The sequence below is a fragment of the Rhodanobacter sp. Soil_C_14 genome (assembly GCF_057657335.1).
The window spans coordinates 232,897-247,891 of record NZ_JBDGIQ010000005.1 but is presented as its reverse complement, the minus strand read 5'-3'; the positions used below and the strand labels follow the sequence as shown (position 1 = coordinate 247,891).

The following is a 14,995-nucleotide window of genomic DNA, read 5'->3' as shown; positions in this document are numbered from 1 at the left end:
AGCTCCATGAGCCAGTCTCGCAGCGCCCCCACCCTGCTGGTCGATCTCGGTGGCACCAATGTCCGTTTCGGCGTGGCCGACCCCTCGCGCGACAAGCCGCTGATCACCGACAGCATCCGGCGCTACCGCGTGGCCGAGCACGACTCGCTGGTTTCCACCGCGAAGCAGTACCTCGCCGACACCGGCCTGGAAGTGCGCCGCGCGATCGTGGCTGCGGCCGGGCGCATCGTGGACGGCGAGACGGTCAAGGTCACCAACAATCCGTGGGCGATCTCGGCGCAGCAGACCGCCAGCGCGCTGGACCTGGAGTACGTGCATCTGGTCAACGACTTTGCCGCGCAGAGCATGGCGGTGACCCTGCTGCACGGCGACGACCTGGTCGACGTGGGCACGCTGCCGCGACCGGTGATCGGCGCCGAGGCCGAGCAGACCTTCGCCATCGTCGGGCCGGGCACCGGCCTGGGCGTGGGCGGCCTGCTGGTGCGCGCCGGCCACTGCAGCGTGCTGCAGACCGAGGGCGGCCACGCCGGCTTTGCCGCGCACACGCCGGAAGACATCGCGATCCTCGACTACCTCAACCACAAGTACGGTCGCGTCTCCAACGAGCGGCTGATCTGCGGCCAGGGCCTGGTCAACCTCTACGACGCGATCTGCCACATGGTCGGCGCGACACCCGCCGACCTGAAACCGGAAGACATCACCGCCCGCGCGAAGGACGGCAGCTGCCCGCTGTGCACGCGCACGGTGGAAACCTTCGCCGGCATCTTCGGCAGCGTCGCCGGCGACCTGGTGCTGACGCTGGGCGCGTGGGACGGCGTCTATCTCACCGGCGGGCTGATCCCGATCCTGCTGCCGTGGCTGGAACGCGGCCGCTTCCGCGAGCGCTTCGAAGCCAAGGGCCGCTTCCGCGACATCATGGAAAAAGTGCCGACCCAGGCGATCATGAATCCGGAACCGGGCCTGCTTGGCGCGGCGGCGCTGGCGGTGCTGGAGTCGGGGCGGTCGCTGTTGCAGCGGCCCTGAAACCACCTACCGATCCAGCACGGAGTCCCCCATGCCCCGCCGCGACACCGCCTTCCTGTTCGACCTCGACGGCACCCTGATCGACAGCGTGTACCAGCACGTGCTGGCGTGGAAGGAATCGCTGGATCGCGAAGGCGTGGAGCTGTCGGTGTGGCGCATCCATCGCAAGATCGGCATGAGTGGCGGACTGTTTTCCCACATGCTGCTGCGCGAGACCGGGCTGGAAATCACCGAGGACCGCCTCGAACGCCTGCGCCGCTGGCATGCCGAGGCGTTCAACCGACAGCATGCGCAAGGTGCCGTGCGACCGCTGCCCGGCGCGCGCGAACTGCTGGACTACCTCACCGCGCAGGACATCCCGTGGGCGATCGCCACCAGCGGGCGGATGGAAACCGCCGCGCCCAACCTGCAGGCGCTGGGCGTCGACCCGGCGAAGGTGCCGGTGGTGACGCGTGACCAGGTGCGTCACGCCAAGCCCGACCCGGACCTGTTCATCGCCGCCGCCGAACGCCTCGGCGTGGACATCCGCCAGTCGCTGGTGATCGGCGACAGCGTGTGGGACATGCTGGCCGCCCAGCGCGCCCGGGCGCTGGGCGTGGGCGTGCTCAGCGGCGGCTACGGCATGGCCGAGCTGCAGCAGTCGGGCGCGTTCCGCGTGTATGACGATCCGGCCGACCTGCTGCGCCACGTGGACGAAGTGGCGGCGCGCGACTGAGAGGTTGTGATTTCTTCAATCTCGAAGTCCGGCCAGGGATGGCCGGACGCGGATCGGTCACGCAAGTGACTGATCCGCGTGAGCGAGTCCGGGCGTGTACCGGACTCGCGATGGAAGAAAACACGGGAAGTGGTTTTCTTCGCAGGTTCTGAGCGCACGCGCGGCAGCTGAATCGCCACGCGCCATCTCATGAAAAATTAATCACCGACCACGGGCGACGCAGTAGGCTCCGCTGCATCCTGCACTCATCGCCAAGGGAGCCGCCCATGCGTCGACTTCTCGCCAGTCTGCCGCTCGCCCTGCTGCTCGCCGCCTGCTCGCCGGCGCCGGCGCCGCCGGAAGCCGCTACCGCCCAGGGAGCGAAGGCCAATGCCGCACTCGGTTCCGCCCAGTGGTATGCCTGGGTCGATCAATCCCTGCATATCAGCGACGACGGCCACGGCCCGGACCAGGGTTCGGCCGAATGGAACCAGGCGGTGCAGCGCAAGCTGGGTGAGGAAGCGCCGCAGTCGCAACCCGGCTCACCGGAATGGCAGCAGTCGGTGGACGCCCTGCTGCGCACGCGACTGCCGCCGCAGTCGTCCTGACATCCGGATTGCCGGTTACTCGTCGCGGATCGCCGCGATCGGGTCCAGTGCCGCCGCCTGGCGTGCCGGGTAGATGCTGAAGGCCAGCCCGATCAGCACGCAGGCCAGCACCGAGGCGATCACGCCGATCGGTGCCCACGCCACCTGCCAGCCGGCGAAGGCCGCGATCGCGTAGGCCAGCAGGGCGCCGAACAGCAGGCCGGCCAGCGCACCGGCCAGGCAGATCACCAGCGCCTCGCGCAGGAAGCGCTGCACGATGTCCTGCCGGCGCGCACCGATCGCCCGCAGCAGGCCGATTTCGCGGCGGCGCTCCAGCACGTTGGCCAGCATGATGTTCATGATGCCGATGCCGCCGACCAGCAGGCTCACGCCGGCGATCGAGCCCATCACCACGCTGAAGATGCGCTGGGTCTTCTGGTTCTGCCGGTACAACTGCTGCGGCACGATCAGCCGGTAATCGCCCACGCCGGCATGGCGCTGGTCGAGCAGGGCGGTCAGCACGCGGGCGCCGGCAGCCAGACCTTCGGGGTCCTTCAGGCGCAGCAGGAAGCGGTCGACCTCGTCCTCCATCGGCTGGAAGCGGAAGCGCGCCCGGGCGCTGGCCAGCGGCACGAAAACGCGATTGCTCTCCGCCCCCAGCGCCACGCCCTCGAACTTGTCCTGGCCCAGGTCGCGATCGGCCAGCACGCCGACCACGCGCAACCAGACCTGGTTGACCTTGAACAGCCGGCCCAGCGGCTTGCCATCGGGAAACAGGTCGTGCGCCACCTGGTGGCCGAGCACGGCCACCGGAGCCAGGCCCGCATCATCGTCCGCGGTGAGCGCGCGGCCTTCGGCCAGATGCAGCGAGGCAAGCTGGAAGTAGTCCGGGCTGATGCCGCTGATCTCGGCGTCGGCATGTCCGCCATCGCTGTAGACGTCCCAGCGCTTGACCCGCTTTTCGGCGGCGTAGCGTTCGGCCGAAGGCACCACGTCGAGCGCCGCGCGCGCATCGGCCACGGTGAGGCCGATGCTGCGGGCGCGGGCTTCCTTCAGCGCATCGCCGTCCTGGCTTTTCGCTTCCACGATCAGGTTGTGCAGGCCCAGGCTGTCGACCAGTTTCAGCGCCTCGCGCCGGCTGCCTTCGCCGACACCCTGCATGGCCACGATCGCGCCGACGCCGAAGATCATGCCGAGCAGGGTCAGCAGGGTGCGCAGCTTGCGCCGCGACAGTTCCTCGATGGCCTCGCGCCACAATGCGGAAATCATTTTGCCTCCCCGGCCTTGCCGGCGAGCAGGATGCGGTCGCCGCTCTGGAGTCCATCGAGCACCTGGGTGCGGGTGGCGCCACGCACGCCCAGCTTCAGCCGCTTCGTGCGCACTTCGTTGCCGGCCAGCACCTGCACGCTGTCGTGCCCGTCGTCGTGACTCAAGGCCATGTTCGGCACGCTGTAGCCCTGCGCCTGCAGCAGGATGATCTTGCCGACGAAGCGCTGCCCGGGAATCCACCCGTAGCGCCGCGCCACGTCAGCCGGCAGGGTGCTCTTGAGCGACAGGTATTTCACCGGATTGTCGCGGCTGCGCGGTTGCGCCGCCGAGGCGATCCAGCTGATGCGGGAGCTCACCGTCTGCGCCGGGATGCCCCAGCGATGCAGCTGCACCACGTCGCCCACGCGAATGCCCTGGGCCTCGATCTGCGGCACGCTCAACTGCACTTCCAGCGCCGCCAGGTCGGGCAGGCTGGCGAAGGTGTTGCCCGCGTAGAGGCTGCCGCCCACGTGCGGCACCTGGTCGCTCCAGTCCCTTTCCAGCACCAGCACGCCGGCATGCGGGGCGCGCAGTTCCAGCGCCTCCAGATCGGCCTGCTTCTGCTTCGCCAGGGTTTCGAAGCTGTTGCGCTGGGCATCCAGCACGGCCAGCTCGGCGGCTCCGCGTGACGCCGACTGGTCTTCGCGCCATTGCAGGATGCGCTGGCGCACGTCGAGGTAGTGCACGTCCTGCACCGCGTCGAGGATGTCGTTGCGCGCCATCGCGTCGAGGCTGGCGTTGGCGTAGCGCGCGGCGATCGCGTGCTGCGCCGCTACCTGGATCAGGTCGACATCGAGCTGGCCATTCTTGTCATCCAGTTCGGCCTGCTTGCCGGCACGCGCCAGCGCGTTGCGTTGCAGGTCGATCTGGGCTTCCAGCAGATCCTGCTTGCTCTGGTCGGCCGAGAACCGCGCCACCAGCTCGCCCTTCTCCACCGTGCTGCCGTCGGGCAGCATCCAGTTCAGCTGGCGCGAACTCCATTGTTTGCCGGGCACCAGCAGCGGCGTCGGCCGGGTCGAATGCAGCTCGCCCTCGCCGAGCACGCTGAATTCCAGCGGCCCCGCGTGCGCTTGTTCCAGCACGGTGTGATCGGCGTCTGCATGGGTGCATCCACCCAGCAGGAACAGCAGCAGCCATGCGTACCGGCTCATCGTTTCGCTCCCGCCGCCGCGGTGATCTCGACCCGCACCGGCTGGCCCGGCTTCAGGCGTGGCTGGCCCTGGTCCAGATGGATGATCAGATCGACCACGGGTATCGCCTCGACCCGCGACTTGCTGTGCACGGTGCCACCGATTTCGGCGATGACGCCCGACAGGCTGCGATCGCCGCCGGATACCAGCACGCGCACGCGCTGTCCTTTGCTCACCCGGGTGAGCTCGCGCTCGGGCAGTGCGGCGCGCACGGCCAGCGTCGACAGGTCGGGCATCTGCGCCACCGACTGGCCGCGCCAGATCTGCGTGCCGACATCGACCTTGCCGCCCTGCCAGCTGTCCTCGTGCACCACGATGCCGTCGCGCGGCGCCTTGACGGTCAGCGCGCCCAGCGACTCCTGCAACTTGCCGACCTCCGTTTCCAGCGCGTCCACGTCCTCATCGGCCATGGCCTGCTCGGCGCTGCGCTCGCGCGCCGCCACCTGCTGTCGCTGCGCGGTCAGGCTCAGCCGCCGCTCTGCCTTGGTCCGCGCCACCACCAGCTTCTGGTAATCCACCCGCGCGATGTAATCCTTCGGCTGATCGGCCTTGCGCCGCGCCTTCTCCATCTCGGCCCGTGCCTGCGCCGTGGCCAGCTCGGCTTCGCGGGCGCGATCGGCCAGGTCAAGCTTGAGCTGTTCCTGCTTGCGGCGTTTTTCGGCCAGCTCGCCCTGTTTGGCGGTGAGGTTCTTGACCACCTCGGAGGCCTCGAACGCCACCAGCATGTCGCCCTTCTTCACCGACTCGCCATCACCGGCCATCTGGCTCACCGTCATCTGCCACAGGCCATCCACCGACGGCGGCGAGATCGCCAGGCTGCGCTGGGCGAACACCTCGCCATCGGCCTTCAGCGGCGCCAGCATGCCGCCACCCGACGCGCCGGCGTGCGGCTGCGGATCATCGAGGTCGCTGTCGACGCGAACGCTCATGCCCTGGCGCAACGGCAGGTTCATCCCGGCGGGCAAGGCGATGTCGACCTCGAAGTAACGGCCGTCGCCCCAGGCATCCTTGCTGGCCGATGCACCGGCGATGCTGGTGATGCTGCCGCGCAGGCTGCTGCCCGGCAGGGCGTCCACGTGCAACTGTAGCGGCTGCCCCACGCGCAGGCCCGGGCGATCCGGTTCCAGCACCCAGGCCCGCACGGTGTAACCGCTGGCCTCGCCCACGAGCTCGCCGACCTTGACGCCGGGGAAACTGGTCGAACCCTCCTCGTAACGGCCGCCATTGCCGAACACGTCGTCGAAGCCGTGCACCACGGTGCCGGCGTGACTGGCGCGCACCACCGCGCCGGCCACCTGCTTCCGGTAGAAATCCAGCGAGGCGCGCTGCTTGCCCAGTTCCAGCTCGCTGTCCTGCCGCCTTCTCGTCACCGCGGCGATGGCCTGGGCCACCTCCTGCTTCTTCAGCGCCAGCGCGCGCTCGGTGCGTTGCATCTCGCCTTGGTGGCGGTCGTAGTCGAGCGCCGAGATCAGCGACTTGGGGATCACCGCGTCCACCGCCGCGGTGTCGCGTTCGGCCTGGGCATCGGCGAGTGCGAGTTCAGCGTCGGCCTGCTTCAGTTCGAGCTCGGCGATTTCCTTGGCGTTCTTGGCGATGGCCTGGTCGAGCTGCGCCTGCAGCGTGCGCAGCTGGGTCTCGGCCGGACCGGCGTCGATGCGCAGCAGCACGTCGCCGGGCTTCGCCTTCGCGCCGTCGGCGATGTAATAGCGCAACACCACCGGCGAACTCATCGAGGGCGGCGTGAAGATCTCCTGTGCGCCGGCCACCTGCACCTCGCCGCTGAACACCGTCGCCGATGCCAGCGGCGGCAGCAGGAGCAGCAGCGCCAGCGCCTCAAGCCGCCGAATCATGCTCGATCCTCCCGTCGCGCAGGCTGATCTGGCGCTGCGCCCGCGCGGCAACGTCGGCGTCATGAGTGACCATCACCACGGTCTGGCCATCGCCATGTACCTCGGCGAGCAGGGCCAGCACGTCGGCGGCACTCTTCGAATCGAGGTTGCCGGTAGGCTCGTCGGCCAGCAGCAGGGCCGGCTTCATCAGCAAGGCGCGGGCGATCGCCACGCGCTGCATCTGGCCGCCGGACAGCTGCCCCGGGCGATGCGCCAGATGCCGCTGCAGGCCCATCCGCTGCAGCAGTTCGTGGGCGCGCTGCTCCAGCCCTTCGTCGGAGCCGCGCAGGAAGCGCCGGGGCAGCAGTGCGTTCTCCAGCACGCTCAAACGCGGCAGCAAGTGGAATGACTGGAACACGAAGCCGATGCGCCGGTTGCGGAAGTCGCTGGCGCGCTCGTCGTCGAAGGTGGAGACGTCGACGTCATCCAGCAGGTAACGACCGCTGTCCGGGCGGTCGAGGCAACCAAGCATGTTGAGCAAGGTGGACTTGCCCGAACCGGACGGCCCGACGATGGCCATGAACTGGCCCTGCGGCACCGCGAAACTGACCCCGTCCAGCGCGGCGATGAGCTGCCCGCCGATCCGGTAATGACGTGTCACCGCCTCCATGCGCACCATCGTGTTGCCGCCCCCGTCGAACACTTCCCCGAGTCTTGCGGCTGTTGACTGCTTTGACAAGTAATTTGTGGGACAGCGGCGATCCGCCGCGGCGTCGCGCGCTGCCGAAGCGCTCAGCCCGGCGCCAGCAGCGCGTCCAGGTCGCCCTCGTCGAAGCTGAGCTTCTGCCGGCTGCCGCCACCTTCCAGCACGGCAGCGGCCAGTTCGGCCTTGCGTTCCTTCAGTTCCTCGATGCGCTCCTCCACCGTGCCCGAGGTGATCAGGCGGAACACGAACACCGGCTTGTCCTGGCCGATGCGGTGCGCGCGGTCGGACGCCTGCGCTTCGGCGGCGGGATTCCACCACGGGTCGTAGTGGATCACGGTGTCAGCGGCGGTGAGGTTCAGGCCCACGCCGCCGGCCTTCAGCGACAGCAGGAACAGGGGCACGTCGCCGTTCTGGAAACGCTGCACGGGCTCGGCGCGATCGCGGGTGTCGCCGGTGAGGGTGACGTAGCGGATGCGCCGGCGATCGAGTTCGGCGGCGATCAGCTTCAGCATGCCGGTGAACTGCGAGAACAGCAGCACCTTGCGGCCTTCGTCGAGCAGGGCCGGCAGCATGTCCATCAGCAGTTCGAACTTGGCCGATTCATGCACGCCGCGCGCGGCCTCCAGCTTCACCAGGCGCGGATCGCAACAGACCTGGCGCAGCTTGAGCAGGGCGTCCAGCACCACGATGCCCGAATGCGAAATGCCGCGCTCGGCGATCACCTCGCGCAGTTCCTCGGCCAGCGACAGGCGCAGGCCTTCGTACAGTTCGCGCTGGCGGCCTTCCAGCACCACGCGGCGGGTGATCTCGGTCTTCGGCGGCAGCTCCTTGGCCACCTGCGACTTGGTCCGGCGCAGGATGAATGGCGAGATGCGCAGGTTCAGCCGCTGCTGGCATTCCTCGTCGTGCTGCTTCTCGATCGGCACGCGGTAGAAGCGCCGGAACGCACTCTCGTCGCCGAGCAGGCCGGGCACCGCCAGGTCGACCTGCGACCACAGCTCGCCCAGATGGTTTTCGAGCGGCGTGCCAGTGAGGCAGACATAACGCGGCGTGCGCAGGCTGAGCAAGGCGCGGCGCGCCTGGGTGCGCGGGTTCTTCACCTGCTGCGCCTCGTCCAGCACGATCAGCGCGAACGGTTGCTGGCGCAGCGCCACCACGTCGCGTGGTAATAATGCGTAGCTGGTCAGCACGATGTCCTGCGCGCCCAGCTGGTCGAACTCCTCGGCGCGCTGCGGGCCATGCAGGGTCAGCACCTGCAGCATCGGCGCGAAGCGGGCGATTTCCGACTGCCAGTTCGGGATCAGGCTGGTCGGCACCACGATCAGCGCGGGCTGGCTCAGCGCACCACCCTGTTTCAGCGACAGCAGATGGGTGATCAGCTGCAGCGTCTTGCCCAGGCCCATGTCGTCGGCCAGCACGCCGCCGACCCCGGCCTCGGCCAGCGCATTCAGCCAGCGCAGTCCTTCGCGCTGGTACGGCCGCATCTCGACGGTGAGGCCTTCGGGCACCGCATCGCTGGCGCGCTCGGCGGCATCGCGCAGGCGCGCGGCGAAGCCGAGCAGCGGCTCGGCCGCTTCCAGCTGGCTGCCGCCGGGCATCGCCGCGGCCAGCTCTTCGAGCCGGCCGGCCTGCACCCGCGGCAGGTGGAGCTTCTTGCGCGGCTTCTCCAGGTATTCGGCCAGCGGCGCCAGCAGGCCGCGCAACTCCTTCAGGCGCACGGGCACGCGTCGGCGCGCATCGACCGGCGCGTACCACACCGCGTCTTCCGGTTCGTTCGGCGCCGGGCTCAGGTTCAGCTGATGCTCGGCCAGCGCCTGCGCCACGGCGGGCAGCAGGTTGTGCCGCTGGCCATCCAGCTCGATGCCGATTTCCAGGTCGAAGGCATGGTCGTCGGCGTCCTCCACCGCGTGGCCATACCAGTGCACCGGGCCTTCCAGCACTTCGAACGGAAAACTGGGCGCGTACTCGACTTGGAAATTCTCGGTCTCCAGCTTGGGCCGCAGCGCCAGCCAGCGGGCCGGCGTGTTGACCTCCAGCGCGCCGGCATAACCGGTGCCGGGGAACAGCCAAGCGTCGTCGGGCAAGGTTTCGGCCACGTCCCAGGGCAGGCCTTCGGTATCCACGCCGGGGGTGAGGCCGGCGCGTTCGAGCTGTTCCATCGCGGTCAGTTCTTCGGCGCGGCGACGGTTGATCTCGACCAGCTGGCCGTTGCGCACCCGGCGCACCAGCGGCTCGCCACCGCGACCGGGCAGGCGTTCGCCGGCGTAGTCGAAGGCCAGCCTGGCGTAGCCGAGCGGCGGCGTGCCGGCGGCCAGCCGCGCATGCCGGGTCAGCGCGTGCAGGATCAGGATGGGCTTGGGCGCGAGCTCTGAGCGGCGCACCTCGCCGAACACCTGGGGCAGCGGCACCCGCGTGGCCAGCCGGCTGCCGCTCAGGCGGTTGCGCAGGCGGCGACCGTGCTCATGCTTCAGCGGCGGCAGGTCGAGCCAGTGGGTTTCCTCGCCGGCGGCATCGAAGCGCCCCACGGTGGCGCGCTCCACATCGAGATACCACAGGCAGTCGATGCGCAGCAGGCGCTGGCTGTGCGGCAGCACCGGCAACAGGCGCTGACTGCCGTCCGGTTCCATCTTCCAGTGCCAGTTGAGCTGGTGCGACTTGCCGCGCGACAGGCGCAGGCCGGCCAGCCCGCCAAGGAAGCAGGGCGCGGTGTCGAGGATCTCGGCCAGCAGGGTGTCGCCGACATGGCCGCCCATGCGCGCATAGCTGCGTCCCTTGCGCACGCTCTGCGGCAGGCCGAGCATGGTCGCGGCCAGGCGCTGCTCGTGGGGCTGCAGCGGTGACTGCGCCAGGTGCCGACTGTCCAGCGGCACCGGCCGCGCGTAGCGGCCATGCTCGGCCACGCCGAGCAGCACCGGCGCCACGTCCAGGCGCACGAAGGCGGCGTTTTCTTCGGGCATCACTTCCAGGAAGAAACCGAGCACGCCCTGTTCGTCCGTCGCGGTCGGCCGGGGCGCAGCCAGCAGCCGTCGCCATGCCTGCGGCAGGGCTTCGTCGTCGCCGGGTGCTGCGCTGGCGGCGTGCTGTTTCTCGTCCGGTTGCTGCATGCGCATGCGGTCCGTGGCGATGACCAAAACATTGAGCTTAGCAGCGCGCGGGCAGGATGCGACCGTCGCGATCGCATCCCCGGCCAATGCGGACCGGGGCGCGGGGGAAATCAGGCGTTGCCGAACAGCCCGTGCGGATATTCCGGCTTCTGCTCGCGCGCCATCAGCGCCTTGAGCCCTTCCACCGGAGTGACCTCGCCATGCAGCACGGCGCGCACACCGGCACTGATCGGCAGGTCCAGGGCATGCTTGTCGGCCAGTCGCGCCACCTCGTCGGCGGTGAGGATGCTTTCGACCACCTGGCCGATCCGGCGCACCGCTTCGTCGATCGCGATGCCCTGGCCCAGCGCCAGACCCAGCCGGCGGTTGCGCGACAGGTCGCCGGTGCAGGTCAGCACCAGGTCGCCCAGGCCGGAAAGCCCGATCAGGGTTTCCGGCCGCGCGCCCAGCGCCACGCCCAGCCGCAGCATCTCGTTCATGCCGCGGGTGATCAGGCCGGCGCGGGCATTGAGGCCCAGGTCCATGCCGTCGGCGATGCCGGTGGCCACCGCCAGCACGTTCTTCATCGCGCCGCCAAGCTCGGCGCCCAGCACGTCGCCGCCGGAATACGCGCGCAGGTTGGGCGCGTGCAGCAGGGTCGCCAGTTGCTGCGCGAACGCCGCATCGTCCGAGTGCACGGTGACGGCGCTGGGCAGGCCGGACGCCACTTCCTTCGCAAACGAGGGCCCGGTGACCACGGCGGCCGCGCGACCGGGCAGCTTCTCGGCCACCAGTTCGTGCAGGAAGCGGCCGGTGCCCGGCTCGAAGCCCTTGGTGGCCCAGGCGATCGAGGTATCCGCATCAAGCAGCGGTGCCAGTTCGTCCAGCATGCTGGCGAAGGCATGGCTGGGCACCACGATCAGCACGATGCCGGCGCCGCGCACGGCGCGGGCCAGGTCGCTTTCGTAGCCCAGTTGCTCCGGCAGCTTAATGTCCGGCAGGTAGCGCTGGTTGACGCGAGCGGCCGTCATCGCCGCCAGCGCCCCGGCGTCGCGCCCCCACAAGGTGGTGGGCACGCCGTTGCGTGCGATCAGGGCCGCCAGCGCAGTGCCCCAGGAGCCGGCGCCGAGAACGGTCAGCTTCGGGTGGTCAGGCATGGGCCGGACTCAGCTGTTCAGCGTGGCCGGGGCTTCGTCGCCGCCCATCGCGCGGCGCTGCTGTTCGGCGAACAGCGCATCGAAGTTGATCGGCTGCAGCAGGAACGGCGGGAAACCGCCTTCCAGCACCAGCGACGAAATCACCTGGCGGGCGTACGGGAACAGCAGGTTCGGGCAGTAGCTGCCGATGATGCCGGCCTGGTCGGCCTCGCTGAAGCCGGCGATGCCGAACACGCCGGCCTGCTCCACTTCCGCCAGATACGCGGTGCGCTGGCCGATGGTGCAGGTCAGGGTCAGGCTGAGCACCACTTCGTACATGTTATTGCCCAGATCGGTGGCCTTCTGGCCCAGGTTCAGCTGCACCTGCGGCTGGTCCTTCTCGTCGATCTCCTGGAAGATCTGCGGCGCGTTCGGCGCCTCGAAGGACACGTCCTTCACGTAGATCTTCTGCATCACCAGCTGCGGCTGACTGGACTGGCCGTTGGCCTGGTCGTTGGTGATCTCTTGTGCCATCGGGCGTTCCTCGAGTCGGGTCGTTTGAATAAAAGAGGACGATTGTTCCATACATCCCCGCCGCGCGCACGCCGGCGGGAACCGCCAAATGCGGCAAAGATTGCGCAGGGCGCTGTTTTTCTGCGAGAATACGCGGCTCGCCTCTGTCGACCCGGTGCTTCCGGGCGGTCCGCCACGCGGTACGGACCTCACGCTCACGCGACGCAAGACCTCCAGCATCGCGTGGCGCATGGCGCCGCTGGGCCGATCACACCCTGGCCAACGGGTGTCAAAAAAATTTACGGAGGTCGTCATGGCCCGTGTATGTCAAGTCACCGGTAAGGGTGTGATGAGCGGCAACAACGTCTCGCACGCCAACAACCGTACCCGTCGCCGCTGGTTGCCCAACCTGCATGAGCGTCGTTTCTGGGTGGCCAGCGAGAACCGCTGGATCAAGCTGCGCGTTTCCAACAACGCCCTGCGCACCATCGACAAGAATGGCATCGAGGCCGTGATTGCCGACATGCGCGCCCGCGGCGAAAAGGTCTGAGGATCAAACCATGGCTAACAAGACCCAAGACAAGATCCGCATGATCTCCACGGCCGGCACCGGCCACTTCTACACCACGCAGAAGAACAAGAAGAACACCCCGGAAAAGTTCGAGTTCAAGAAGTACGATCCGGTGGTTCGCAAGCACGTGATGTACAAGGAAGGCAAGATCAAGTAATTGATCGACGCGCCGAAGAAAACCCGCCCCCGTGGCGGGTTTTCTTTTGCCTGCTTGCCGGGCCGGCGACTGCCACGCATCATCGCCGGATGAGTCCCGCCCCATTGATCGCATTGTTTCCCGAGCTGCTCGGCGACGAGAGCTGGCGACAGTTGCCAGCGGCGGTGCAGGCCATGCACGGCTCGTCGCCACGGTTGCAGGCCAGCGGCCTGGCCGACATCACCGGCGACCGCCGCCTGCCCGCACGCTGGTTGCGCCGGCTGTTGGGCTTGCCGTCGCCAGGCCCGGCACAGGCACTGGCACTGACCATCGAACGCCGCGACGACCGCGAAATCTGGACGCGCCGTTTCGCCACTCGGCAGATGCGCTCCACGCTGGGCCGGTGCAACGGCTCGCCCCTGCTGTTCGAAACGCTGGGGCCGGCCCGGCTGGGTTTCGCCCTGCGCCAGGACGGCGACGCGATCGACTGGCAGCTGCGCAGCGTGCACTTCCTCGGCCTGCCCTGCCCGCGGGCGCTGCGCGGCCAGGTGCTTTCGCGCAGCGGCATCCGTGACGGTCGCTACCAGTTCAGCGTCGACGCGCGGCTGCCTTGGCTGGGCCAGCTGGTCGCCTACCACGGCTGGCTGGAACCTTCGCAAGCCGGGGCGGCTCCGGATGAAGGCTGAAACCGCCGCGCCGGTGATCGTGTTCGACGGCGTCTGCCTGCTGTGCAGTCGCTGGGTGCGCTTCCTGCTGAAGCACGATCGCGCATCGCGCTATCACTTCGCCGCGATGCAGTCGGAGCACGGCCGCGCCCTGCTGCTGGTGCACGGGCTGGACCCGGACTCGCCGCTGTCGTTCCTGCTGGTCGAAGACCATCGCGGCTACACCGACACCCGGGCGATCGTGCAGATCCTGCGCAGCCTGGGCCAGCGTCGCTGGCGCTGGCTGGGCCATGCGCTGCATCGGGTGCCGCGCTGGCTCGGCGACCCGGCCTACCGCTTCGTGGCCCGCCACCGCTACCGGATCTTCGGACAGAGCCGCAGCTGCTTCGTGCCCACGCCGGAGCAACGCGCGCGTTTCAGCCCGTAAGCGTTTCCAGCTGCGTCTGGATCGCGAAGCCATCGAGTGCTTCAAGCGCCTCGTCGAGCGTGAACAGGCCCATGCACGGCATCGCTCCGCGCGCCGACAGGCTGCCGTCGGCCAGCTTGCGCGCCAGCACCACCGCGGGTGTGGCGGGAATCTGCGGGCCATCGCCAGCAGCCGCGCGCAACGACCAGCGCAACTTCAGCGCCCGCCTTTGCGTGTCGCGCCCGCCCAGTTCCACCAGCATGCCGCCGACGTCGCTGCCCGCACCGAGGAACCACTCGCTGATCCGGCGCAGGCGCGTGGCGTGGCGGGCCAGGTCGCGCAGCAGTCCCAGCCGCACCAGCCACGCCGCGGCCAGCGTGCCGAAGTGCAGAAGCTTCAGCTCCAGCCCCGCCCGGAAGATCACCGTGCGCACGCCGGGATAGCGCAACGGGAACAGGGCCAGATCCGGCACATCGCACAAGCCGACCCAGCGCGGGCCGAACGAAAACCGCGGGCGCCGCGTCAGCATCCAGCCGTGGCCCCGCTGCCAGCGACCGTCGCGCCACAGTTCCACCGGGCGGCCGCAATAACCCAGGATCGCCGCCACCGTGGCGTCGCCACGGGGCGTGCGGTTGCCGGGGCTGATCGCGTGCTCGATCACGTCCAGCGTGGCGAAGCGCGGCAGCAGGCCATCCACCACCGCGCTGCTCAGCGCCGGCACCGTGGAGGCACCGCTGACCAGCAGGCGACCGGCTTCCCGTGCACGGTCGTCCAGACGGCTCATGCCGCCGACGAAGTCGCGTCCGTCGGCAAGGTCGATGTAGTCGCTGGCGCAGGCCAGGCAGGCCTCGGCCACCCGATAGTCCTGTTGCTGGAACGGACCGGCCGCGTGGATCACCAGTTGCGGCCGCAACGCGGCCAGCGCATCGGCCAGACCCGGCGCGGCCACGTCGAGCGCAGCCACCTGCACCGAGGCATCGCCCAGTGCATCACGCAGCGCCGCCAGGCTCTGCGCCCGTCGGCCGGCGACGACCAGCTGAAAGCGCGGATCGCCCGCCAGCTGGCTGGCGATGCGCGAACCGAACACGCCGGTGGCGCCGATCAACACTACGCGCAAGGCCATCCGCTTCCCTCGTGCCGATCCCCGA

General features: G+C 69.0%; 15 protein-coding genes. 7 read left to right on the top strand and 8 right to left on the bottom strand.

Annotation, left to right across the window (positions count from 1 at the left end; genetic code table 11):
* The first annotated feature begins 6 nt into the window (after window positions 1–6).
* The 3 genes from glk (at window position 7) to AC3A56_RS13605 (ending at window position 2,325) form a co-directional block, all read left to right on the top strand.
* Window positions 7–1,023, top strand: a complete 1,017-nt coding sequence (glk, locus tag AC3A56_RS13615) for a glucokinase (RefSeq protein WP_056763523.1) — start codon at window positions 7–9, stop codon at window positions 1,021–1,023.
* Window positions 1,024–1,054: 31 nt separating this feature from the next.
* On the top strand, window positions 1,055–1,738 hold the full coding sequence (locus AC3A56_RS13610) for an HAD family hydrolase (protein ID WP_056715989.1): 684 nt from the start codon (window positions 1,055–1,057) through the stop codon (window positions 1,736–1,738).
* A gap of 266 nt (window positions 1,739–2,004) precedes the next feature.
* Window positions 2,005–2,325 carry a hypothetical protein gene (locus AC3A56_RS13605; protein ID WP_056763520.1) on the top strand — a complete coding sequence of 107 codons (321 nt, stop codon included), beginning with the start codon at window positions 2,005–2,007 and terminating at the stop codon, window positions 2,323–2,325.
* Window positions 2,326–2,340: 15 nt separating this feature from the next.
* Here the strand turns inward: AC3A56_RS13605 and AC3A56_RS13600 are convergent, their stop codons facing one another.
* From AC3A56_RS13600 to secB, 7 genes are all read right to left on the bottom strand, one after another.
* Window positions 2,341–3,573: an ABC transporter permease gene (locus tag AC3A56_RS13600; protein ID WP_487770678.1), complete on the bottom strand. Its 1,233-nt coding sequence runs from the start codon at window positions 3,571–3,573 to the stop codon at window positions 2,341–2,343.
* Window positions 3,570–4,763 carry an efflux RND transporter periplasmic adaptor subunit gene (locus AC3A56_RS13595; RefSeq protein ID WP_487770677.1) on the bottom strand — a complete coding sequence of 398 codons (1,194 nt, stop codon included), beginning with the start codon at window positions 4,761–4,763 and terminating at the stop codon, window positions 3,570–3,572. The genes AC3A56_RS13600 and AC3A56_RS13595 overlap by 4 nt, the downstream gene beginning before the upstream one ends.
* Window positions 4,760–6,652, bottom strand: a complete 1,893-nt coding sequence (locus AC3A56_RS13590; protein ID WP_487770676.1) for an HlyD family secretion protein — start codon at window positions 6,650–6,652, stop codon at window positions 4,760–4,762. The genes AC3A56_RS13595 and AC3A56_RS13590 overlap by 4 nt, the downstream gene beginning before the upstream one ends.
* Window positions 6,636–7,334 carry an ABC transporter ATP-binding protein gene (locus AC3A56_RS13585; RefSeq protein WP_487770675.1) on the bottom strand — a complete coding sequence of 233 codons (699 nt, stop codon included), beginning with the start codon at window positions 7,332–7,334 and terminating at the stop codon, window positions 6,636–6,638. The genes AC3A56_RS13590 and AC3A56_RS13585 overlap by 17 nt, the downstream gene beginning before the upstream one ends.
* 89 nt (window positions 7,335–7,423) lie before the next feature.
* Window positions 7,424–10,441: a DEAD/DEAH box helicase gene (locus tag AC3A56_RS13580; protein ID WP_487770748.1), complete on the bottom strand. Its 3,018-nt coding sequence runs from the start codon at window positions 10,439–10,441 to the stop codon at window positions 7,424–7,426.
* Window positions 10,442–10,551: 110 nt separating this feature from the next.
* A complete protein-coding gene (locus tag AC3A56_RS13575; RefSeq protein WP_487770674.1) occupies window positions 10,552–11,577 on the bottom strand; it encodes an NAD(P)H-dependent glycerol-3-phosphate dehydrogenase in 1,026 nt (341 codons plus the stop codon).
* Window positions 11,578–11,586: 9 nt separating this feature from the next.
* Window positions 11,587–12,090, bottom strand: coding sequence for a protein-export chaperone SecB (gene secB, locus AC3A56_RS13570; RefSeq protein ID WP_007810352.1), 504 nt, complete (start codon window positions 12,088–12,090; stop codon window positions 11,587–11,589).
* Between the two features lie 292 nt (window positions 12,091–12,382).
* On the opposite strand from secB, the gene rpmB reads away from it, so the two are divergent.
* The 4 genes from rpmB to AC3A56_RS13550 all read left to right on the top strand — a co-directional run bounded on the left by rpmB (window position 12,383) and on the right by AC3A56_RS13550 (window position 13,868).
* Window positions 12,383–12,619: a 50S ribosomal protein L28 gene (gene rpmB, locus AC3A56_RS13565; RefSeq protein WP_007810354.1), complete on the top strand. Its 237-nt coding sequence runs from the start codon at window positions 12,383–12,385 to the stop codon at window positions 12,617–12,619.
* A gap of 10 nt (window positions 12,620–12,629) precedes the next feature.
* Window positions 12,630–12,797 (top strand): 50S ribosomal protein L33, encoded by a 168-nt coding sequence (gene rpmG / locus AC3A56_RS13560; RefSeq protein ID WP_007810357.1) that lies wholly within the window; start codon window positions 12,630–12,632, stop codon window positions 12,795–12,797.
* A gap of 89 nt (window positions 12,798–12,886) precedes the next feature.
* Window positions 12,887–13,462 carry a DUF4166 domain-containing protein gene (locus AC3A56_RS13555; RefSeq protein WP_056763516.1) on the top strand — a complete coding sequence of 192 codons (576 nt, stop codon included), beginning with the start codon at window positions 12,887–12,889 and terminating at the stop codon, window positions 13,460–13,462.
* On the top strand, window positions 13,452–13,868 hold the full coding sequence (locus AC3A56_RS13550) for a thiol-disulfide oxidoreductase DCC family protein (protein WP_056763514.1): 417 nt from the start codon (window positions 13,452–13,454) through the stop codon (window positions 13,866–13,868). The genes AC3A56_RS13555 and AC3A56_RS13550 overlap by 11 nt, the downstream gene beginning before the upstream one ends.
* Here AC3A56_RS13550 and AC3A56_RS13545 read toward each other — a convergent pair.
* Window positions 13,858–14,970, bottom strand: coding sequence for a saccharopine dehydrogenase family protein (locus AC3A56_RS13545; RefSeq protein WP_487770673.1), 1,113 nt, complete (start codon window positions 14,968–14,970; stop codon window positions 13,858–13,860). The two genes, AC3A56_RS13550 and AC3A56_RS13545, sit on opposite strands and share 11 nt — an antisense overlap.
* Window positions 14,971–14,995: the final 25 nt, after the last annotated feature.